Origin of the sequence: Cohnella herbarum (assembly GCF_012849095.1) — a bacterium.
GTDB lineage: Bacteria > Bacillota > Bacilli > Paenibacillales > Paenibacillaceae > Cohnella > Cohnella herbarum.
Map to the genome: position 1 here is coordinate 8,217,120 of NZ_CP051680.1, position 22,969 is coordinate 8,240,088.

Consider the following 22,969-nt stretch of genomic DNA (forward strand, 5'->3'; position numbering starts at 1 on the left):
GGAGCGGACCCGCGATGGGGGAGCCATGGATATCCAGAGGGAAGATCAAGACGATTCGCGGCAAGTTTCTCGTATTGACGCTATTGCTCACCGTTGTTCCCATGTTTGCGCTTAGCTTCCTCTTTTACCGCATAGCGGCGCAATCTTTAGGCAACAAGGCGGAAGAGCATGCTTACCAGTCCAGGCTTATGAGCGCGAATTTCCTGAACGGCACGATAACCGACCTGAACGATCTGACGAACGCGATACTCGGGAATCCCGAAGTGCAATCGATATTGCAGCAATCCTCTTCCGACGATTACGAATTTTTACGCAACGTGGAGCGCGTGAACAAGATTATCCGAGCCCAAACGCAAACGAAGCCTTATATCATTTCCACCCTCATTTATGCCGCCAATGGCGTACCGGGTCGTTCCTTCTTCCAAGGGAACGATTCGATCCGCTTTGGCGGTCTTCCCACTTTAGGGGAAGCGAACGACTACTTCGAACGGCTTCGCAAGGATAACCAGCTCATGTGGCATAACGGATCTCCGTTCGTCCGAGCCGATTACTCTCTCCCCGACGAACATCTCTACGTAGGTAAATTGCTTAGGAGAACAGAGGGCAATTATGAAGAACTGGGGTTTCTGATGCTGGAAATCGAGAAATCCAGTTTTTTTCACGGAATATCTTTCTTGAAGCCCGATTCCAAGTCGCAGTTTTGGATTCTAGACAGCGTAGGGAATCCGATCTATCGGATACCGGAAAACGACGAGGCGGACTTGACGGCACTGCGCCAAATCGCGGCGGAAGCGAAGGTGCGGCCGGATCGGGCGAAGGAATGGTTGGATTGGAGAGGCGAACGCTCGATGGTAAGTTACGCGCCTCTGGTCTTAAACGGATGGACTTTGCTTCATCGCGTCGAAAGCTCCGCGTTATTCGAGGACGCGAATCGGATCGGAAGGCTGACGATCCAGATTTTCCTGGTCGTTCTGCTGGCAGGCTGGATTCTAGCATACCGGATGAGCGATACGATTCGGCGTCCGCTTCGCAAGCTTAGGGGAATGATGACCTTAACCGGAGCCGCCTCGACGCCGGCGGTTCATTTCGATACCCGGGACGAAGTCGGGCAGATCGGCGATCGGCTGCAGCGGATGATGCGGGAAAATCAGCGTCTGAACGACCAAGTCTACGAAGCGATGCTTTCTTGGAAAGAAGCGGAATTTCGGGCTTTGCAGGCGCAGATCAACCCGCATTTTCTATATAACACGTTGGAATCGCTGAATGGTTTGGCATTGGCAAACGGTCAACGGGAAATGTCCGATATGATCGGGGCGCTCGGCAAGTTTTTCCGCATCGCGCTAAGCCAAGGCAGCGAGGTCATTCGGATCGGAGAAGAAGCGGAGCACGTGAATGCCTACGTCCGCGTCCAGCAATTCCGGTTTCGAGATAAATTCGAATGGATCTCGGAAGTAGACGAAGAGATATTGTCCGGCTATGTTCCTAAGCTATTGCTGCAACCTCTGGTCGAGAACGCGATCTACCATGGATTGAAGAAGCGAAAGGGAGTGGCTTATTTGATGCTTACCGGAAGCAGGGAAGACCACTTGGTGAAATTCTCGGTCAGCGATGACGGCAACGGCATCGAGCCGGAACGTCTAGAGCAAATTATCCATGCCTTGGAAGACGCGGAAGGCAGCGTCGGAGATGGGGAAGAAACCGACGACAGGAACGCTATCGGCTTCGGATTAAAAAACGTCCATGCTCGGCTGCGATATTACGGTCCGCAATACGGCTTGCAGATCGCTAGCGAGCCAGGCTTGTATACGACGGTCACGTTAACCGTTCCTTGGTGGGCGAATCGGCCGGAAGGAGGCAGAAAACATGCTCCGATTATTGATCGTGGATGACGAGTTCCATATTCGCGAAGGATTGAAGCATCTTGTCGCGCAGACGGGTTTGCCTATCGAGATCGCGGCATTCGCGGAGGACGGGGAAACGGCGCTAAGGCTATTCGGGGAGGAAAGACCGGACATCGCGATTCTCGACATTAACCTGCCTGATATGAGCGGCTTGGAGGTCGCCCGGCAAATTCGCGAGAGAGGCGAGGACACTCCGCTGCTCTTCCTTACGGGGTACGAATCTCTTACATACATTCGGGAAGCGATCGGACTGCAAGCCGTGGATTACTTGCTGAAGCCGGTGGCGAACGATGAATTGGCCATTGGGCTAAAACGTGCTCAGGAAAGCGTCGAGAAAAATAGAAAAGCGGTCGCAGGATGGGAGCATTGGAATGGGAAACAACGTAGCAACGCGCAGGAATACGCATTGCTCGACTTATTGTTGCAGCGCCGTTCGGTTGAAGATACGATCGGAGATCTGCACGACTGGATCCGGTTTCCATTAGAACCCGGCACCCCTTACGTCGTTATGTGTTGCGATCTGGACGTCATTCCCTCTCGCGTGTCCGCTGGTGACGAGAGGCAGCTCTACGGCTATGCGTTCAGTAAGCTGGCGATGGAAGCGGCTTCGATGGTCGCGGGAACGGTCGGCGCGGCAATCGCCCCGGACCGCGTCATTATCGTATTGCCGAATGTGGACGGGCGGACGATCGCGGCCGTCTCTCAGCAGGTGCGCTCGGTGCTGCAAGATTATATGGATATTTCCGTAACGGTAGGCATCAGCGCCGTCGCGCCGAATTTGAACCGGCTACCCGAAGCCTATCGGGAAGCCTTGCGCGCGGCCGAACATAAGGGCTGGGTTGGGAACGGCCAAGTCATTCCTTACGAGAGCGTGCGGATTGTCGAGACGACCCAGCATGCATTGCTCGACAAGGAGTTAATCCTGATCTCGGAGATCAGGGCCGGCAATGACGGGGCGGTCGTTGCTATCCTGCAAGAATGGTCTGCTCAGCTCGCGGAGCTGCCTTCGAGACAGGTGAAGATCATGGCGACCCAACTCGTGCTATTCGTGATGCGGGTCGTGCAAAGTCAGAGCTTGATGCTTTTGCCGGAAGACAACAGGGACGAAAGTTGGCATGATCCGTTATTGGCGTTGAATCAGATGCATAACGCTAACGACATGATTCGGTTCGTGACGAATTATTTCATCCAAGTGGGCCGTTGCATACGGGACTCCAGGGAAGCGGTCGTGCCGCGGATGTTCGAGCAAGCGAAGACGTGGATTCGGGAGCACTTGCACGAAGATGTCAGCTTGATCGGGTTATCCCGGCATTTGCATTTGAGCCCGAAGTATTTAAGCTCGCGATTTAAACAGGTAACGGGAGAATGTTTCGCGGATTTCCTGACGCGCGTAAGATTCGAGCGGGCGAGAGAGCTTCTATTGGACTCCGAGCGGAAGGTCGGGGAAGTCGCCGAAGCGGTAGGATTCGGGGATACGAATTATTTTAGCATCGCGTTCAAGAAAAACACGGGGTTTACGCCGACCGAATTCCGCAAGCGATATCTATAGTTCGAGTTTAATGATCGAACCAAAACAAAGACGGCATGGAATGGTTGTATGGTTCGCCTTTCCGTAAAAATCGATAATCAAGTTGAGTAACCCAATAACGCGATACGAGAGGGGACCAAAGTATGCTCAACTTGCGCAAACACAGATGGCTTGCCGTTCTTATGGTATTGATATTAGCGGGAGTAACGGCCTGCAGCTCCGGGAATAAGGGAGGAAACGACGCGAGCTCCAGTTCTGGCCCATCTAGCTCCGAACCGGCCGAAGAGACGGCATCGGAAGCTCCGCCCGCGGAACACGTCGATCTGACCTTCATGTATTGGGGAAGCAACGACGAGAAGAAAGCGATGGAAAGCATGATCGAAGCCTTTAACAAGAGCCATCCGAAAATTACGGTGAAAGGCGAACACGTACCGGGAGATTACAACACGAAGATGAACACGTTAATGGCCGCCAACCAGTTGCCGGACGTCGCTTATTTGGGAGACGGCCTGACGAATAAATGGGGAAGCGAAGGCAAGCTTCTTGATTTCAGTCAGTATTACGATCAATACCCCGCGTTGCAGAACAAGTTGAAAGCTTCTTATTTATACACGGAACCGGGCAAAGCGGTGGCGAACTTTACCGCGCTTGAAGTTATGGTGCTGTACTATAACAAAGAAATATTCGAGGAGTCGGGCGTTCCCGTTCCGCCGGCCGAACCGGCCAAAGCTTGGACGTGGGACGAATTCGTTACGGTTGCCAAGCAATTAACGAAGGATAAGAACGGCAAACATCCCGGAGAAGACGGTTTCGATGCGAAGAACATCGATCAATACGGCTTTTCGTTCGGCAGCGATCGCGGTACTTACGGTCCGCTTCTAGAGAGCAACGGGGCAAACATTTTGGATGAATCCGGCACGAAATACGCGCTCAATTCACCGGAATCCGTAGACGTGTTCCAGAAGCTGCAGGATCTGATCTACACTCACCATGTTTCTCCGGATCTGATCCAGCAGCAGAACATGCCCGATAACCACGTGAGGCTGCAAACCCGCAAGGTGGCCATGGTGCTCGACGGGACGTGGGCGCTGCTAGATTTGACGAACAACAAGAAGCTGAAGTGGGGAATCGGCGTTCTGCCTAAATTGAAGGAGCCTAAAACCGTCATCCTTGCCGGTACGACCGTCGTGTTCAATAGCACGAAACATCCGAAGGAAGCGCTGGAATTTTACCTCTACCACAACAATCCGGAGCAAGTCGATCTCTACAGAACCGGTTTGTGGATGCCGACGGAGGAAAAATACTATACCGAGGACGAAGCGATCAAATCGTGGACGGATAACGAGGCGCACCCGCCTGAATTCCTTCAAGCGGGCATCGAGTATACGAAGGGCTACGCGGTGAAATCGCCATCTACGCAAATTAAAAATTGGCCGGAAATCAATGCCAAGCTCGCGCCGGGGCTCGATCTGATCTGGACGAACAAGAAGTCCGCCCAGGAAGCGCTGGACGAGCTGGAGTCGCAAATTCAGCCGCTTGTCCAAGGGAGATATCCCAACGAATAGCATTCGCTGACCAGGCTGCGGACGGAACGAGTCGGAAGGATGCAACGTTCCGTCCGTTCGCTTGTTATGGACCATACTTCGTTTAGGGGATGAGCGCGGATGAAACGAAATAAATCGGGGATTCTGCGCATGGAGCGCAAATGGGGAATCCTCTTGGCATTGCCGGCTATGCTGGGATTACTGATGTTTACCGTAGTTCCGGTTATCGCATCGTTCTTCTTCAGCATCACGGATTGGAGAATCGGCAATGAAATGACGGTTATCGGTTTTGACAATTACGCAACGATATTGACCGAAGACTCGACTTTTACGAAGTCGCTGTACGTAACGACTTATTACTCGTTATTCAGCGTTCCGGTATGCCTAACCATCGCTTTCTTGATCGCTTTCTTGCTGAACCAGAAGGTGAAGGGGTTATCGATATTTCGTACGATATTTTACTTGCCTACCATAGTGCCGAGCATCGCGAGCACGATGCTCTGGTTATGGCTGTTCAATCCGGATTTCGGATTGTTGAATTCCATGCTGGAAAGCATGGGCTTCTCCGGTAGCCGTTGGATCTACGATGAGGCGACGGCTATTCCCTCCATCGTTCTGATGAGCACTTGGTCCGTCGGAAATACGGTCATTATTTTCCTTGCCGGCTTGCAAGCGGTGCCTGCCCACTTATATGAGGCGGTTGAAGTAGACGGCGGCAGCGGCTGGCGCAAGTTTTATCACATTACGATCCCTTCCATGACGCCGACGATTTTCTTTAATCTCGTTATGATGCTCATCGGAACCTTCCAAGCGTTTAATCAAGCCTACGTCATGACGCAAGGCGGGCCGAACAATTCTACCTTGTTCTACGTGTACTACCTGTTCCGCACGGCCTTCACGGAAACGAAGATCGGTTATGCTTCCGCGCTGGCATGGATCTTGTTCCTCATCGTCATGACGCTCACCTTCATCATTTTCCAAACGTCGAAAAAATGGGTGCACTACGAAGGGGGGAACAAATAATGCCGGATACGGCGGCCGTCGTTCGTACGAAGAAGGCATTATCCGCGCGGTCCTTCGTCTGGAGGCCTTCCCGAATCGCCACTTACGCGATATTGATCCTCGGAAGCTTGTTGATGATCATGCCGCTCGCGTGGCTTGTGCGTAGCTCATTGATGGATAATTCGCAGATTTTCATTTTTCCGCCGCAATGGATTCCAGATCCGTTCCAATGGAGCAATTACCCTGAGGCGCTGACGAGCGTTCCATTCGGCAAATACTTCATGAATACGTTCACGATCGAAGTGTTCGTGCTGGCCGGCGTGCTCCTGACGAGCGTCATTACGGCATATAGTCTCGCAAGGCTGCGTTGGGGCGGGAGGAATGTCGTCTTCGCGGTCATTCTCGGCTCCATGATGCTTCCGAGCGCCGTCACGATCATCCCGCTGTTCGTCATTTGGAGGGAGCTTGATGCGCTGGATTCCCTCGTTCCGCTAATCGTTCCGGCTTGGTTCGGAAGCGGAGCGTATATCGGGCAAGGGGCTTTCCAGATTTTCCTGCTGCGTCAGTTTTTCATGACGATCCCGAAGGAGCTGGACGAAGCGGCCTATATGGACGGAGGTACGCCTTTCGCGGTGCTGTGGCGAGTCGTGATTCCGCTCTCAACTCCGGCTTTGCTCGTTGTCGGTATTTTTACGTTTATAGACGTGTGGAATAACTTTCTGGAGCCGGTTCTCTATCTGAATAGCGAGAGAAACTTCACCTTGGCTTTAGGGTTGGCGACCTTCAAAGGACTGTACAACGCGCAGTGGGGATATCTCATGGCTGCCTCTATGGCTATGGTTGCTCCGATCATCATGCTGTTCTTCCTCGGACAGCGTTATTTCATCGAGGGGATCACGTTGACGGGGATCAAGGGATAGGTTTGGAAAATGGGCAAGGTTAAGCAGGCGGCGAGGAGGATACGCGATGGATAGGTCGAGATTGATCCGTTTGAGGGAAGCGATGGCGCAAAAACAGGTTGACGCGTTTCTAGTCTGGCATGGGCCCAATCGAAGATACGTGACCGGTTTCAGGGGTTCGGCGGGTTATGCGCTAGTAACCGATCGGGAGCGGATCTTGTTCACCGATTTCCGCTACGTTTCCCAAGCGAACGATCAAGCTGAAGGGTTTACCGTCATCAAGCTCGCGGCCAAAGCAATGGAAACCGTTGCCGAAAGCGTTAGAAAGTTAGGCATTCGCAGATTGGGGATCGAGAGCCAGCATTTGACCATCGCGCAGTTCGAAGGAATTAGGGAAGCGCTGGGCGAGCTGGAATACGTTCCGATGACCGATGTCATCGAGAAGCTGCGCAACGTGAAGGACGCCCATGAGATCGCCTGCTTGGAACGCGGAGCAACGATTGCCGAGGCCGCTTTCGCAGAAACGCTGGAGTGGATTCGACCGGGAGTTACGGAACGACGCATCGCTGCGGAACTGGAATACCGGATGAGATTATCGGGGGCGGATTGCGGGGCTTATCCTTTCATCGTGGCTTCGGGTGAACGTTCGGCTTTGCCTCATGGCAGCGCCAGCGACAAGGAGATCGGCAAGGACGAATTCGTGACGCTCGATTTCGGAGCGAACGTGGACGGCTACTTGTCGGACATTACGAGGACGGTGTTCGTAGGCACGCCCTCGGAAAGGCACCGCGAGTTGTATGCGATCGTACTGGAAGCGAATCTAGCGGCGCTGAACGGTCTTCGTCCCGGCTTGAACGGTCGAGAAGGAGACGCTCTCGCCAGAGACGTCATCGCCGCGAGCGGGTACGGCGAATATTTCGGCCACGGATTAGGCCATGGCATCGGTTTGGAAATTCACGAGCAGCTGCGGCTTTCGACGAACAGCGAAGCGATCTTGTTGGAGCCGGGTAACGTTCTGACCGTCGAACCGGGCATCTATATTCCGGGCTTCGGCGGCGTCCGAATCGAAGACGACGTATTGATTACGGAAGATGGAATCCGGTTGCTGAATTCATCTTCCAAGCAGTTGATGGTTCTATAAAATACAAACGATAAGAGAGCGAAAGGGAGGATTCGAATGGTACGTTTTCCGGGCGTTTACGTCGCGATCATCACCCCGTTTCACGATAATCTGGAGCTTAATTTGCAGGGGTTGAAAGAACACGTGGATTGGCTGATCCAAGAAGGAGCCGACGGTATCGTCCCGACCGGTTCGGTAGGGGAATACGCTTCGCTGACGGCCGCGGAACGAGCCTCGGTCGTGGAGACGGTTATCGACGTCGCGAACGGACGCGTTCCCGTGGTGGTCGGATCCGCGGCCCCTTCAACGAAGATCGCCGCGGAATGGATCGCCCACGCCAAGCAAGCGGGTGCCGCGGGTGTCATGGCTTTGCCGCCTATCAATTACAGGCCGTCGGAAGCGGAAGTCATCGCGCATTACGAGAGGCTGTCCGAAGAAGGCTTGCCGATTATCGCTTATAACAATCCGCACGATTATTCGACGGACTTGAAACCGGCGCTTCTCCACAAGCTGTCGGCGATAGAGAATGTAGTGGCCGTAAAGGAATTTTCCGGCGACATTCGCCGGGTTCACGATATTCAGAGAGAGACCGATCTCGAAATTCTCGTTGGAGTGGACGATCTGGCGATGGAGGGCGGTTTGCTGGGGGCAACGGGATGGATTGCGGGCTTAACCAACGCCATTCCCGGGGATAGCGTGCGGATGTTCAAGCTTGCGCAGCAAGGGAAAATGGAAGAGGCTTTGGCTCTATATCGTAGAATGTTACCGCTGTTTCATTGGGACGCAAGCCCACGGCTCGTTCAAGCGATTAAATACACGATGGAGCTGGCGGGAAGGCCGGTTGGCATAACAAGACCGCCAAGGTTGGAATTAACGCTGGAAGAGAAGAGAGAGATTCGAGATGCCTACGAGTATGCGATAGCGAAATAGATCCGTTCGTCATAGGAAGGGGGAATGGGCTTGGAAACGAGAAATTGGATCGGCGGAGAGTGGTCGACGCCGAACGCGGGGGAAGTTTCCGTTCGAAACCCGTCGGAGTTAACGGAAACGGTTGGTACGCTTAAGCTGTCTTCGGGGGCGGAATTGCTTCAGGCGGTAGACGCGGCTCGTCGGGTATGGCGAATCTGGGGCAAAATGACCGGAGCCGCAAGGGGAGAATGTCTCTATCGAATGTCCTTGCTGCTGGAACGAAACTCCGAAGACGTCGCGAGGTTGGCTAGCCGGGAGATGGGGAAACCGATCGTGGAAATGCGCGGCGAGGTAGCCCGAGGCGTCCAATTGTTGCGTTATTATGCGGCGGAAGGCGTTAGGGCAATCGGCGATGTTATCCCGTCGACTCAGCCTAACGTGATGCAATACGCCAAGCGAGTGCCGCTTGGCGTCGTCGCGATCGTTACGCCATGGAATTTCCCGGTGGCGATTCCGATCTGGAAGCTTGCTCCGGCGTTGATTTGCGGGAATACGGTCGTCTGGAAACCGGCGGAATTCGCGTCTTTGACGGCAGCCAAGCTCGCGGAGCTATTCTCGGAAGCGGGTTTGCCTCCCGGGACTTTAAATTTGGTGATCGGCAAAGGAAGCGTTTTGGGAAGAACGTTGCTCGAAGAGGCTTCCATCGACGGACTTAGCTTTACCGGATCGACGGCGACGGGGATGATGATCGGAGCGGCTTGCGCGGCCAGAAACGTGAAATATCAGACGGAGATGGGCGGCAAGAACGCCGCGGTCGTGTTGAAAGACGCGAACGTAACGATGGCCGTGAATGCGGTGCTAAGCGGGGCATTCCGGTCGGCCGGGCAGAAATGCACGGCGACCAGTCGGATTATCGTGGAGAAGCCGGTTTACGACGAATTCGTACAACAGCTCTCGACGGCGATGCTGCAGTTGCAAGTCCGCAACGCTCTGGACGAAAGGGCGTATTTGGGTCCCGTTGCATCGGCGGAACAGTTCCGAACGGTCATGGCTTATGTCGAGCAAGCCAAAGCGGACGGAAGGACTTTAGCTGCCGTGGAAGCGCCTGATTCCGAACTAGGCTATTATATCGCGCCGCGGATAATCGAAGGAGTCGATCCCGAGCATGCTCTCGTTCAGGAGGAGGTATTCGGTCCTCTCGCGGTCGTGCTTCCCGCGGAAGACGTAGACGAAGCGATCGAGTTGGCCAATCGAACGGTATTCGGTCTTAGCGCCTCGGTCTTCACGACGAACTTGGCGAATGCTTTCAGGTTTCTCGATGAGATGGACGCAGGTTTGGTGAGGGTCAATCAAGAAACCGCGGGCGTCGAATATCAGGCCCCGTTCGGCGGTATGAAAGGATCGAGCTCGCATACGAGAGAGCAAGGGCAATCCGCTCTCGAATTCTACTCCGCCGTCAAAACCTGCTCCATTCAATACCGATAACGAAGACCTCGAGGAGGATGGGCATGTTTCAAGGGATGGTGCTCGCGCAGCAGCCTCAGCTGCGGTTCGTTCTAGCTCCCGAGCTGAGGCAATCGCTCCGGTTGCTGCAAATGTCTACGGTCGATATATTGACTCGGATTCGCGAAATGGAGCAAGAAAATCCGCTGCTGGAAGTACGTTGGCCTGAATACGGTTCCGCTCGGAAATCGCCGCGGAGTGGCGACGAATTCCAGCGAAATAGCGGTTCGGATTCCCGGTCAACGGAGAGGCAGGAGACGTTGGAACAGACGCTGCTGCAACAGCTTCGATTGACGGATGCTCCCGCCGAATTGAAGCGGGCGGCCGCTTTTCTCGCGGGCAATCTGAACGATAACGGTTACTTGGCGATCGCGCCGGAGGAAGCTGCTGCGTGCTTGGGGGGATCGACGGAATCCGTCATGCAAGGGTTACGATTATTGCAGTCCTGCGAGCCTGCCGGAGCCGCCGCAAGTTCCCTGACGGAATGCCTGATGTTACAAGCTCGGAGGGATTCCGATGCTCCTTGTTCGATCGAGCGACTTATTCAAGAGCATCTGACGGACGTTGCCAAGGGACGGTGGCAACGAATAAGCCGCAGCCTCGGAACGACGGAGAAGGAAACGATGGAAGCCGTCCGGTATATGCGGCGATTAACTCCGCGTCCCGGACTGGCTTTCAGCGTTACGGCGACTCCTTATGTCATTGCAGAAGCCCGAATAACGTGGCGAGAGGAACGTCATGCCCTACGATTCAATAGCGACGATATGCCGGCACTCGGTTTGCATCCCATCGCAAAGACAACCGTTCACGGAAGTTCCGCGCAATGGAGACGCAATGCCGAGATGAAACGCGAAGAGGCGAAAATATTCATCGAAGGACTGAGGTTTCGCCGCAATGCGATTCGTACCGTTATACGAGCGGTGGTGGAGGAGCAGTCGCAATTCGTTCGCTGCGGTCCGGAAGCGATCAGACCCCTGAAGTTGGAGCAAATCGCGGCCAAATCGGGATATCATCCGTCAACCGTCAGCCGCGCCATTCGCGACAAATACGTCGAGACGGGTTTCGGCGTATTCCCGTTGAGTCGGTTTTTCTCCGCCGGGTTAGGAACGGATACCGGTGAAACCGTCTCATCGCGGTCTATTAAATGCAGAATAAGGACTTTGATAGCTTCAGAGTGCCGAAGCAAACCGCTATCCGATAGCGAGCTGGCTTCGGCGCTGCAGGAGGAAGGGATTCGCGTTTCCCGTCGGACGGTCGCCAAGTACCGGGAGGAAGAACGGTTGCTTCCGTCGGCTCTTCGTTGCCGAATGCCGTTCGATGGATAATGGAAGGGAGGTGAGGCCGATGAACTGAACGATCGCAGGGGAAGGGAGAACGCGTAAGGCGCACGTGGTTGGAACGAAACGGTAACGGAAGTAAAAAATGAATGGAGGGTAATGACGATGAGAAAGGTCATATCGTTTGTTCTAAGCTTGGCGGTCGTCGTCAGCTTGTTTTGCTACGGGCCGATCCAACGGGCGAAAGCCGCCGCGAACTATGCGGAAGTCGTAGATAATTTCGGCCGGACGATTAACGACTACGGAATCGATCTGCTAGATTGGCAAGGTTATCTCGCGAACCCGCATGTCAAACTTACCGTGAAACCTCCTTCGAATGCCGTCTTCCCGGTTACGATCACCCTCAACGCCCAAGGAACTTCAAGGTTAATGATGGATAGCCCGAGTACGTTGTCCGCTACGGGAGCAACGAAAGTGCTGACATTCGCCAACTCTAGCGAACAGAAGCCGTTTTACTTGGAAATCCATCCCGACCGCGTAGGCGGCCCGAACGAGATCGAGAATTACACGCTGTCGCTTAACGTAGCCCAGAATAACGGGACGCAGAACGCGCAAACGATTCCGATTCGGGTATTGGACCAGGACGATAACGCGGCGCCTACGATGCCATTATTATTCGATTACCGGTTCGATACGATAAAGAACTATTTTAGCGATCCGGCCATTAAAGCCGCGGCGGAACAAGCGGTCAAAGACTGGTTTTACTTTTTCGACATGGCATCGTTCGACACCGTCCCCGTTAACGCGGAGAGCATAACGATTCCGGGGGATAATTGGCTGAATCCGATAACCGTGACGAACAACGCCGCGTACAACGGGATGTGGATCGTGTTCAGGGGACTTAACGATCCCTATTCCACGGGTTGGCCGGCCGCTAACGGCAATTACCACAAACGAGCGGGCGTTCAAGTCCCCGGTCCCATCCATCGGTCATTGGGAACGATATTGGATTTCTATCCGAATTTTACGCCGTTTACCTCGTTGAACGACGAAGAGTGGTACTTAACGCAAATGCCAGGCTCGAGCTGCGTCTCGAATTGCCAGACGGACGTCCTGGGGCTAATCATGCACGAATTCGGCCATGCGGTAGCTTTCCATAGCGATTGGGCAGGTATGGCCGCTTACAAAAACTCCAACGGTAACGATCCGGAAGTCGTAGCTTACATGGGACATACCGTGCCGCTGGATAGCAGCTATCATATTCCGGATACCGATCCGGCTAATTTTGACCGCTTGAGCGGAATGGGCAGCGGCCGGAACAACTTGTTCCATCCGAAAAGATGGATGCATACGAAGCTGTCTCTGCTTATCGCGGAGAACGCGGGCTGGAAGCTCAACAAGAACCTTACTCCGTTCCTTGCGCCTTCAATCGTGACGGCTTCGCTGCCGGCCGGCGTTCCAGGGCAAGCCTATAGCCAGAAGCTCGCGGTTAAGGGCGGAATTCCTTATTACGATTGGACGATCACGAGCGGAACATTGCCGGCCGGCCTAAGCTTGGATCGCTTCACGGGAACGATCAGCGGCACGGTATCAAGCAGCCAACCGCAGTCTTCGTATTCGTTCACCGTTCAATTAAAGGATTATGACGCGCTAAGCGCACCCGTAACGAAATCATTCACCATTAGCACGGGCGGATCGACGGGTACCGGAAATTACGAAGCCGAGACGGCGACTGTGAACGGCGCAGTCGTATATAGCGGATCGTCGGCTTCCGGAGGCTCCTACGTCGGAGGGATCGACAGCGCGACTAGTTATGTCCAGTTCGCCGTTCAAGCGCCGAGCGCGGGAGCATACGACATGACGGTTCGTTACGCGAACGGTACGGGGACGAATTCCACGCATAATTTGAGCGTGAATGGCGGCGCGTCGCAAACCGTAACTTATCCGGCTACGTCAGGGTGGGGGCAATTCGCCAACAAGATCGTTACCGTCAATCTGAATGCCGGAGCGAATACGATACGGCTGACGAAAGGAGCGACGGGGTATGCGGAATTGGATTACATTAAGCTCGATCCCGCGACCGCGAACCCGACGCCGACGAATATCGCCGCACAGGGCACGGCTACGACCTCCTTCGTCTCCTCTTGGGAAAGCTTGGCCGGCCTGAACGACGGGTATAACGTGACAAGCTCGAACGATCGGGGACATCCGGTGTACGGAAACTGGAACAATCCGGGGACGACGCAGTGGGTGCAATATGACTTCAGCTCAAGCAAAACGCTGTCGAAAATAGAGGTGTATTGGTTCGATGACGACCAAGGGATCGATACTCCGGCCTCGAGCTCCGTCCAATACTGGAACGGAACCGCGTGGGCGAACGTGGCCAATCCTTCGGGATTAGGCGTGTTAGCTAATCAGTATAACGTCACGACGTTCACGCCGATCGCCACGACCAAGATTCGGCTCAACATAACGGCTAAGGCGTCGACCTCCACGGGAATAGAGCAGTGGAGAGTTTACGGTTATTAGAGTCGGTAGGACTCTTGGAAAATAAGCTAGTGAACACAACGCCGTTGTCCGGAATTGCGGACAACGGCGTTCAGTTCCATCGGATTCGGATGCGTCTGCCTACATGCTATTGTAACTCGAAGGCAGCGAGAACATCGTCGATTTTCATATTGTCAGCGATAGGTCCGTTTAGCATCCAATGCCGGGCAGACATTTTGTAAACATGACCTTGCTTAACCGCGGGGATGTTATTCCAAATTGTTAGGTTTTCTACTTCTGTCAGTTCTTCAAGAGCAACCTTTGCTTCATCCTCGGAATCGAAAGATCCGCCTGCGGTAACAAACAAATAATCCGCGCTTAAATCGGGCAACGTTTCAAGCGATGCTTCAATGCCCCAACTTTCTTCACCCTCTTTTTCACGGAATTTCGCCAGAACGGGGTCCAATGTCATGCCTAAATCTTTGTAAGCGATGCTCGTATAGGAGAATGCCGGAAAAAATAGCTGAACATCCTTGTTCGACGGACGAATAAAGGCTAAGGTGCGATCAGCCCCTATTTTTGCGATAATAGCCGCTTTGGCCTTACTCAGCTTTTCATCGTAGGCTTGGATGACGGAAGCTGCCTTGTCTTCACGGTTAATTGCCTTGCCGATAGCGACTATGGAGTTTTTCCAGTCGCTCCGATCATAGACGATGGTTGGAGCGATTTTGCTTAGCTGTTCATAGGACTCTTTGTCTGAGGCTAAGAGATTGGCAATAATTAAATCGGGCTCGGAGTCAAGAATGGACTCATAATTTATACTGCCTGGCGTGTATACGGAAGGAACCTTTTTTTCTTGTAGCCTATCGTACAAGTATTGTCCCTTCAAGGACTGGGCAAGTACCATTGGAGCATCTAGTACCAGCATGATGTCTTCCAACCCGTTCACGGCTATGCGCTGCGGGTTGATCGGAATTTCGCTTTCTCCCATCATATGTTTAACTACCTTTGTCTGCAATTGGTTCTGCGCGACAGTCGTTGATGTCCCAGACGTTGCAGTTGGTTCGGTCGAACCTGTTGAAGTTGTACAGCCGCTGAATAGCAAAGTCATGCAGAGCAGCATCACTGTGCCTACCGACATTTTTAAATCCTTAATCATCGTTAAATCTCCCTCTGGTTCATAATGAGAATCATTATCATTATATCTGCCGCCTTTGGGAGGGACAATGGCTTGGCCTGAACGAATAAATGGACTTTTCTGAATTGATTTCTCCGTTGCCAGAGATCTGAAGCGTAATGGAGGGAATCCGGTTTGTTTTTTGAACACTCGGCTAAAATAGTAGACATCCAGATATCCTACGCTAGACGTAATCTCTTGCAGAGTTGCCTTTGTCTCCGACAAAAGCCTGCTAGCGTGCGCGATCCGGATTCCGGTCAAATATTCAATAGTCGTCGTTCCTAGTTGCTTTTTGAACAAACGGGACAAGAAGCTGGCGCTGCAGCCCAGTAATCCGGCAATCCCTTCAACCGTTATCGGCTCCGAATAGCTGTCCTCTATGTAGCGTATAGCTTGGGTTACAAGGTCAATCTTCATCGTTCCAGCCTTCTGCGTAGCCATCTGACCAAACAATTCGGATGCAAATTGATAGAGAACGCCTCTCGCATACAGCTTATCCGGCAGAGTAAACTTCCTCCAGTTTCGTTCCATCATCTGGAATTTCATATGAAGGGCGAGCGGGGCATTAGGGACGAATCCATATTGAATACGGAAAGGATTGCCGTGTTTCAGCAGCCGATGCAGGTAGCGGTTGCCAGGAACAGCTAGCTGAGCCTTGTACAAAATAAGATAGTATTCAAAGTTATCCTCAGACGCGAATACATCTAGACTCATGCCTTTACCGCCATGCAGTAAATGAAAGCCATTAACGGTATAACCGTTCCCGTTCAGCATCACCCGTCCGCGTCCGCGCGTCATCCACAGAAAAGCGCTGGAGGGCAACTCGTAATCGCGAAGCTCGTCTCCTTTGGCCAATAACCGATGTCTAATATCGAGCAGCTTGACGCTGGCTTCGTTCCACAGCAATAGATGATCATTCCAAATCATTCTGATCACTTCCCGATACACGAGTGTTAGGTATCCATATAAGACTGAACCTCAGTATAACTGAAAATGATTATCACAACTATGATATACGAATAAATCGGTCGGGTTCGGAAGGGAAGAAGAACGCATTCGGATGTTTCCCGATTTTAATTGATACGATAGCGTAAAATAGTCCCCTGCTCCAAGTACATCTGCTCGCGGAATCGTTCAATGTCCGGGTGAAATTGAATAACCGCTTCGCGCCTGACCTGCTTGACCCGGGAGATCGCTCGTTCAAGCTCCGCGGACAGGGCAATCGAAGCGCCTCCGCTATCGTCCAGCGCCATTGCCGTACCGGCGACGGCGCCTTGGGCAATGGCAACTTTGGCGCTTTCTACGCCGGTAATGTTGCCTGCCACGTATAGTCGGGAAAGCGGCGTTCTCATGCTCTCGGCATGCAGAGGGATGTGCCCGCCTAATTGCGGCGCATATCGGAAAGGGCAACCCGCTACGGCAGCGAGCTCCGCTAGCGGATAAAGTCCGCCGGCGATGCATACGAAGTCGGCTTCCACGAAACGTTCGGAGCCTGCGACGACTCGGCCGTCCGGCGTGATTTTCGCGACTCGAACCCCTTCTACGCTATCCGTGCCGACGATCTCCAGGGCGGAACGCCTAAGTTGGAGCGGAGTATCCCATATTCGCAAACCGCTGCCGGGGTACCCGGCTACAACGAGCCGTTGCAGCCATGACGGCCGAATCAAGGAGGCTCCCCAACGAAACATCGGGTTCGGCGCCATATGCGCGAATCTAAGCAGAGAGTTGAAGACGCGGTTCGGATCGGAAGCATGTCCCGATAACGCGTTTTTGGGCGGAAGCACGATGGCAGCGAGTTCTATTCCGGCCAGTCGAAGCTCGGAGACGATCGCCATTGCCAACACGTTCATGCCGATGACGACTCCTCGATTGCCGACTTTTACCCTCTGCACGTTCGTCATCACTTGAGCGGCGCCGATGGACATCACTCCGGGCAAAGTCCAACCGGGTACCGGAATGGCCGATTCGGCGGCACCCGTCGCGAGTAGTAGTCTCTTCGCTTGGAACAGACCCTCGTTCGTCCAGACCGTCCACCCTTCATCCCCGTTTCTTTCCAGTCCGGTAACGGATACTCCCGTTCGAATGTCCACGCCATCGCGAAGTGCACGTTCCATAAGCTGAGACGCTTCCTTTATGCCGTTCCACCAGCTTCCGTCCGGCTCCTGATGGAGCTGCCCGAGCAATCTTCCGCCGGCGCGGGGGTACTCGTCGAGAACGGTAATCCGCATTCCGTTCCCGGATCCGGCTGCCGCTATCGCCGCGGATAGCCCCGCGGGTCCCGCTCCCACGATTAAGGCATCTCGGATGTTCCCGTCACGAATGCCGTTCATGCGCCTCCGCTCCTTTCGGAGGGGGGCGTATGCCGAAACGGCAAGGGCAGTTTGATGCCGGAAGAGATCGTCATGCCTTCTTTTACAGGGGTCATACATGCTCTAATTCCGCTAAAACCGTCTACCGATACGCGACATTCCATACAATGACCGATATTACAATAGATTCCGCGGGGGTTATCGCTCTCCTCCTGTACCCGCAGCTTGCGAATGCCGTTAGCGAGCAGCGTCGCGGCAATACTCTCCCCCTCCAGACCGAACAACCGTTGCCCGTCGAAAACCACCTCTATTAGCGGCGCATCCGGTAATTTTCCCAACACGGGGTGAAGCTCGATTCGTCCGAACGTCATTGGTTAGCCCCCCAATTCCCGAAGGTTATCGGCCTAACGGGTTGTTGGACTTTCAGGGGCGCGGAAGCATCGAATTCCGATCCGCCTGCCTCGGATACGAGCAGTTCGATCAAAGGTCGGCAAGTTCTGCCTCCGCAGATGCCCATGCCGGCTCGGGTTCTAAGCTTCGTCTCTCTCGACGAGCATTCGTATCGTTTCAAAGTGTCCGCAATCTGCGATAAGGTGACTTCCTCGCAGCGGCAGACGACGATATCGGGATCGTTCATCTCGGACTCCTCCTTCATCACTGTCATCTATTGTTCGTGCAATAATCGTGCCAACATTAAGATTACCTTCGTCCCCGCTCCCGAAAATTTTCCCTTATAACATAGCTGGCATCGATTTTGCTACTATACGGTTAGAGGAATAGCGTATTCGATAGCTACCTAATCAATCGTTCCAATGCAACGACATACGGGCTAAAGGAGAGAAATTCGCCATGTTTGCTAGTTTAAGAAATCAACGGTTAGACCAGTTTCGCGAACGTCTTGCCTCAAGGGGAATCGATGCGGCGCTTCTGACTTCGCCAACGGCTTTGCTCTATTTGACCGGATTTCAGTCCGATCCGATGGAACGGTTTCTAGCGCTATGGATTCCCGCGGTAGGCGAAGTCGTATTGTTCGTCCCCGAATTGGATGCGGCTAAAGCGCTGAAAGCGGACAATATCGGACGTATCGTTCCGATTAGCGACAGCGGTTCTCCTTATGAGACGCTTGCGCGGGAATGCGGATCAAGGCCGGCTCATTGCGGAGTGGAGAAAAAAGCGATATCGCTGCACGTCGGGGAGCGGTTGGGCGAACTTTGGGGAGAAACTCTGTTTCATGAAGTAGGAGGGGATATCGGCGCGATCATAGGCCGGAAGTCGAGGGAGGAGGCGGAGCTCATTCGCAAAGCCGCGAAAATCGCCAATGAAGCGGTAGAAGCGGCTTTAATAGAATTTCGGACGGGAATGACGGAAAGGGAAGTCGCGGAAAAGATTTTGCTGCATATCCGGATGTTGGGGGGAGACGGCCCCGCCTTCTCGCCTACCGTGTTGGCGGGAGTCCGTTCCGGGCTTCCGCACGGGGAAACCGGAGATACGCCCATTCGCGAAGGCGATTTCTTGCTCATCGATATGGGAGTTTCCTATGGCCATTACTTATCCGATCTGACCAGAACTTTCATAATCGGCGAAGGCACGAAGGAGCAGGAGAGAATGTACGAAACCGTGAAGGAAGCGAATCGAAGAGCGATAGCCGCCATTCGTCCGGGCGTCCAGTTAAGCGAGATCGACGAAGCCGCTCGGTCTTGGATCGCGGAACGGGGATACGGCGCTCGATTCATCCACCGCGTCGGTCACGGTTTAGGCATGACGATCCACGAAGAGCCTTCGATCCACGGACGGAACAGGGATGTTGTCGCTCCGGGCATGTTGTTTACCATCGAGCCGGGCATCTACGTGCCCGGCGTCGGGGAGTAAGAATCGAAGACGATATTTACGTGAACGATCAAGGCGAAACCGAGCGATTGACCGACTTTGCCCGTGAATTTCGGCGATTATAGCTGACGGGTAGGCACGACGTTCGCCGAAGTCCCAAGTTTCTTGTACAAAGACACCCGGGAAATTCCTAGTCGTTTCGCCGCCGCGACTTTGTTGCCGCCGCATTGCTCGAGTGCGGCATCGATGTACTCCCGTTCGCGCCGCGCAAGCCATTCGGGCAATGACCCAAAGGTAGGAAGCGACACGTTCGAGTTATTGAATCCGGACGTTGGCTGATCGCGAGAAGCTATCGGCATGAAATCGCGCAAGGAAGCAGGCAAATCGGATAACCGGGCTTCTCCGTTCTGAGAAAAGACGACTATGCGTTCTATCGCGTTCCTCAATTCGCGCACGTTTCCGGGCCAATCGTGCGCCGATAAAGCTTCGGTAACGTTAGGACCGAAATCCGCGACCGGTCTATGATATCGTTCGCTGAACTCTCGCAGGAACGCGCGCGACAGTAACGGAATATCTTCCTTGCGCGAGCGCAACGGAGGAATATCGATGGCAATCGCGTTGAGCCGATAGTAGAGATCCTCCCGGAATCGGCCATCTCGTATCCTTGCCTCCAAGTCGCGGTTCGTCGCCGCGACAAACCGGCAATCGACATCGGCCGACCGTGTGCCTCCGACCGGGTAATAGGAGCGCTCTTCCAGCACGCGCAGCAGCTTGACCTGCAGCTCCGACGAGAGTTCGCCGATTTCGTCCAGAAATAGCGTGCCGCCTCGGGCCAATTCGATCTTGCCGGGTTTGCCGCGCGCATCCGCGCCGGAGAACGCGCCTTTCTCGTAGCCGAACAGCTCGCTTTCGACAAGGGAAGCCATCAGGGCGCCGCAGTTAACCGCGATGAAAGGGGCATCTTCCCGTTCGCGCAGGCGATGAATCGCTTGCGCGAAACGTTCTTTGCCTACGCCGGTTTCGCCGGTCAGCAACACGGTAGAGCCAATACCGGCAAGCTTGCGGGCCATGTCGATCGCGTCGAGATAGGTCTGGCTAGTGCTCGTGTCTAGCAGTGAAGCGAACGGATCTTCTTGATGAGCGGAATTCATCTTAACCATGCGCGAAATCTCCTTTTCCGACCGAATTCTGAATGTATCTAAATTATTACACTGTACAGAAATAAATGTAAATAAATTTATACATACGAAAGGGGGAAATGAGCATGTCCGAAAGGCGAACCGCTGACGTGTTGATTATGGGGGGAGGTATCGTCGGAATGTCCATCGCCTATTTTGCCTCTCGGGCGGGGTTATCCGTAACGGTACTGGAAAAAGGAGAAATCGCTCAAGGCACGTCGTCTCGATGCGACGGCAATATTCTCGTTATCGATAAGGAACCCGGGTTCGATAGCTTGATGTCTCTGGAAAGCCAGAAGATCATCGCCGATCTGACTCGTCGGCTCCCTCTCGCATTCGAATACCGGGCTCCGGGGAGTATTTTCGTATGCGAGACGGAAGATGAGCTATCGGCGGCGCGGCAATGGGTAGATCGCCAATCCGCGCTCGGTCTTCCTTTCAGGATGTTGGACAGGGCGGACATTCGCGAAGAATCCCCGATGTTCTCCGATGATCTAGCGGGCGGTTTGGAATGCGCTTCCGATTCGACCGTGAACCCCTATTTACTGACTTACGCGCTTGCCGAAGGAGCCAGGCAACACGGAGTCGATATCCGGCTGCGCACGGAAGTTCGGAGTATCGTTCGATCCGAAGGGGAGGGATTTGCTGTAGAGACGGATAGAGGTCGATGGCTGGCCGGCAAGCTGGTCAACGCGGCCGGCTGCTGGGCGCCCCGGCTTGGACAGATGGTCGGATTGGATATTCCGATCGTTCCCCGCAAAGGTCACTTAATCGTGGCTGCCCGACAGAATCCGGTAGGCATGCGCAAAGTCATGGAGTTCGGATATTTAATGTCCAAGTTCGGCGGCAGCCGTCAAGTCGACGAAGATACCGATCGTTACGGAGTCGCCTTAGTGTTCGAGCCGACGGAGAGCCAGAATTTCCTGATCGGTTCGAGCAGGGAGTTCGCCGGGTTCGATACGACCGTCCGGCCGGAGGTGATACGCGCCATGGCGAGGCGAGCGATTCGTTTCTATCCCGGGATAGCGGATTTCCAGATCATTCGTACCTATACGGGTTTGCGTCCATGGACGCCGGATCACCTGCCGATCGTGTCCAGAGTGGAAGCTATTCCCGGGTACTATATCGCAGCCGGTCACGAGGGGGACGGCATCAGCTTGGCGGCCGTGACGGGTAAGCTGATGAGCGAACTGCTGGCCGGAACGGAGAAAACATGCATACCCGCAGAGCCGCTTCGGTACGAACGATTCCAAGAGACGAGAGGGTGAGTTGCCGCATGCGCGCGAATCGAGTTTACCGAACGATAGATACGCATACGGGAGGAAATCCGACACGCACGGTCATTAGCGGGTTACCGCGGCTGAACGGAAGCACGATGGCCGAAAAAATGCTGGACATGAAACGAAATCATGACGGGGTACGAAAACTGTTGATGTTCGAACCGCGCGGACACGAGGTGATGTCCGGCGCATGCCTCGTTCAACCTTGCGATCCTGCCGCTGACGTAGGGGTGATTTTCATCGAAACGGGCGGTTATTTACCGATGTGCGGGCACGATACGATCGGGTTCTGCACGGCTCTAGTGGAATGCGGACTCGTGCCGGTTCAAGAGCCGTTAACCGTCATTCATTTGGATACGCCGGCGGGACTCGTACGCGCGGAGGTGACGGTGCGCGGCGGATCCGCATTGCGCGTCGCGTTCCGCAATATCCCTGCGTTCCTGCACGGCGAGCTGACTGTGAAGGCGGAAGGTGTCGGAAACGTAATCTGCGACATCGCCTATGGAGGCAATTTCTATGCGATCGTGGACGCCAGGCGCATTGGGTTGGCATTGGAACCGGGGAATGCGGGTAAAGTCGTCGATACGGCTTTGTTGATCCGCAAAGCCGTTAACGAGCATAAAGTTGTCGAGCATCCCGAATCGCCATTTATCAGAGGAGTTACGCACATCGAATTTTACGGCGATCCCGCGCACGTCGACGCGAACCTGCGTAACGCGGTTGTCGTTCCGCCTGGAGGGATCGACCGATCGCCTTGCGGCACGGGTACGTCCGCCAAGTTGGCGACCTTGTACGCGCAAGGAAAGATTGGATTAAACGAAACGTTCGTTCACGAGAGCATCGTAGGCTCTTTATTCCATGGGCGAGTGCTCGAGGAAACGTCGGTAGGCGGGTTGCCTGCCGTCATTACCGAAATCGCGGGCTCGGCATGGTTAATGGGGATGCATACTTTCTATTCGCATGACGACGATCCGCTGAATGAAGGATTTCTGTTTATTCCCGAGGATGATCATTTTTAGGAGGCGGTC

General features: G+C 54.0%; 18 protein-coding genes. 13 read left to right on the forward strand and 5 right to left on the reverse strand.

Features of this window, described 5'->3' with window-relative positions:
* Window positions 1–14 precede the first annotated feature (14 nt).
* From HH215_RS34495 to HH215_RS36185, 10 genes are all read left to right on the forward strand, one after another.
* A complete protein-coding gene (locus HH215_RS34495; RefSeq protein WP_169284045.1) occupies window positions 15–1,889 on the forward strand; it encodes a sensor histidine kinase in 1,875 nt (624 codons plus the stop codon).
* Window positions 1,864–3,450 carry a response regulator gene (locus HH215_RS34500; RefSeq protein ID WP_169284046.1) on the forward strand — a complete coding sequence of 529 codons (1,587 nt, stop codon included), beginning with the start codon at window positions 1,864–1,866 and terminating at the stop codon, window positions 3,448–3,450. The genes HH215_RS34495 and HH215_RS34500 overlap by 26 nt, the downstream gene beginning before the upstream one ends.
* 122 nt (window positions 3,451–3,572) lie before the next feature.
* Window positions 3,573–4,994: an ABC transporter substrate-binding protein gene (locus HH215_RS34505; RefSeq protein WP_169284047.1), complete on the forward strand. Its 1,422-nt coding sequence runs from the start codon at window positions 3,573–3,575 to the stop codon at window positions 4,992–4,994.
* Window positions 4,995–5,093: 99 nt separating this feature from the next.
* Window positions 5,094–5,996, forward strand: a complete 903-nt coding sequence (locus HH215_RS34510) for a carbohydrate ABC transporter permease (protein ID WP_169284048.1) — start codon at window positions 5,094–5,096, stop codon at window positions 5,994–5,996.
* Window positions 5,996–6,895 (forward strand): carbohydrate ABC transporter permease, encoded by a 900-nt coding sequence (locus HH215_RS34515; RefSeq protein ID WP_254450307.1) that lies wholly within the window; start codon window positions 5,996–5,998, stop codon window positions 6,893–6,895. The genes HH215_RS34510 and HH215_RS34515 overlap by 1 nt, the downstream gene beginning before the upstream one ends.
* A 46-nt stretch (window positions 6,896–6,941) precedes the next feature.
* A complete protein-coding gene (locus tag HH215_RS34520) occupies window positions 6,942–8,015 on the forward strand; it encodes a M24 family metallopeptidase (RefSeq protein ID WP_169284050.1) in 1,074 nt (357 codons plus the stop codon).
* Between the two features lie 36 nt (window positions 8,016–8,051).
* Window positions 8,052–8,924: a dihydrodipicolinate synthase family protein gene (locus HH215_RS34525; RefSeq protein WP_169284051.1), complete on the forward strand. Its 873-nt coding sequence runs from the start codon at window positions 8,052–8,054 to the stop codon at window positions 8,922–8,924.
* Window positions 8,925–8,954: 30 nt separating this feature from the next.
* Window positions 8,955–10,388: an aldehyde dehydrogenase family protein gene (locus HH215_RS34530; RefSeq protein WP_169284052.1), complete on the forward strand. Its 1,434-nt coding sequence runs from the start codon at window positions 8,955–8,957 to the stop codon at window positions 10,386–10,388.
* Window positions 10,389–10,411: 23 nt separating this feature from the next.
* Window positions 10,412–11,731, forward strand: a complete 1,320-nt coding sequence (gene rpoN / locus HH215_RS34535) for an RNA polymerase factor sigma-54 (RefSeq protein ID WP_169284053.1) — start codon at window positions 10,412–10,414, stop codon at window positions 11,729–11,731.
* A gap of 117 nt (window positions 11,732–11,848) precedes the next feature.
* Complete coding sequence (locus HH215_RS36185; protein ID WP_217362266.1) at window positions 11,849–14,212, forward strand: CBM35 domain-containing protein; 2,364 nt, start codon at window positions 11,849–11,851, stop codon at window positions 14,210–14,212.
* 106 nt (window positions 14,213–14,318) lie between these two features.
* Here HH215_RS36185 and HH215_RS34545 read toward each other — a convergent pair whose 3' ends face one another.
* From HH215_RS34545 to HH215_RS34560, 4 genes are all read right to left on the reverse strand, one after another.
* The gene (locus HH215_RS34545; RefSeq protein WP_254450640.1) at window positions 14,319–16,121 is read right to left on the reverse strand and encodes an AraC family transcriptional regulator; all 1,803 of its coding nucleotides are present in this window, start codon (window positions 16,119–16,121) and stop codon (window positions 14,319–14,321) included.
* Between the two features lie 299 nt (window positions 16,122–16,420).
* A complete protein-coding gene (locus tag HH215_RS34550; protein WP_169284709.1) occupies window positions 16,421–17,653 on the reverse strand; it encodes an NAD(P)/FAD-dependent oxidoreductase in 1,233 nt (410 codons plus the stop codon).
* Window positions 17,654–17,673: 20 nt separating this feature from the next.
* Complete coding sequence (locus HH215_RS34555; protein WP_169284055.1) at window positions 17,674–18,027, reverse strand: (2Fe-2S)-binding protein; 354 nt, start codon at window positions 18,025–18,027, stop codon at window positions 17,674–17,676.
* The gene (locus HH215_RS34560) at window positions 18,024–18,293 is read right to left on the reverse strand and encodes a (2Fe-2S)-binding protein (RefSeq protein WP_169284056.1); all 270 of its coding nucleotides are present in this window, start codon (window positions 18,291–18,293) and stop codon (window positions 18,024–18,026) included. The genes HH215_RS34555 and HH215_RS34560 overlap by 4 nt, the downstream gene beginning before the upstream one ends.
* A gap of 212 nt (window positions 18,294–18,505) precedes the next feature.
* On the opposite strand from HH215_RS34560, the gene HH215_RS34565 reads away from it, so the two are divergent.
* Entirely contained in the window at window positions 18,506–19,525 is a 1,020-nt protein-coding gene (locus HH215_RS34565; RefSeq protein WP_169284057.1) for a M24 family metallopeptidase, read from the forward strand.
* 77 nt (window positions 19,526–19,602) lie between these two features.
* Here HH215_RS34565 and HH215_RS34570 read toward each other — a convergent pair whose 3' ends face one another.
* Window positions 19,603–20,643 carry a sigma-54 interaction domain-containing protein gene (locus tag HH215_RS34570; protein ID WP_169284058.1) on the reverse strand — a complete coding sequence of 347 codons (1,041 nt, stop codon included), beginning with the start codon at window positions 20,641–20,643 and terminating at the stop codon, window positions 19,603–19,605.
* Window positions 20,644–20,747: 104 nt separating this feature from the next.
* Here HH215_RS34570 and HH215_RS34575 point away from each other — a divergent pair, with 104 nt between their 5' ends.
* Both HH215_RS34575 and HH215_RS34580 read left to right on the forward strand, forming a co-directional pair.
* Window positions 20,748–21,929 carry an NAD(P)/FAD-dependent oxidoreductase gene (locus tag HH215_RS34575; RefSeq protein ID WP_169284059.1) on the forward strand — a complete coding sequence of 394 codons (1,182 nt, stop codon included), beginning with the start codon at window positions 20,748–20,750 and terminating at the stop codon, window positions 21,927–21,929.
* An 8-nt stretch (window positions 21,930–21,937) separates the two neighbouring features.
* A complete protein-coding gene (locus HH215_RS34580) occupies window positions 21,938–22,960 on the forward strand; it encodes a proline racemase family protein (protein ID WP_169284060.1) in 1,023 nt (340 codons plus the stop codon).
* Window positions 22,961–22,969: the final 9 nt, after the last annotated feature.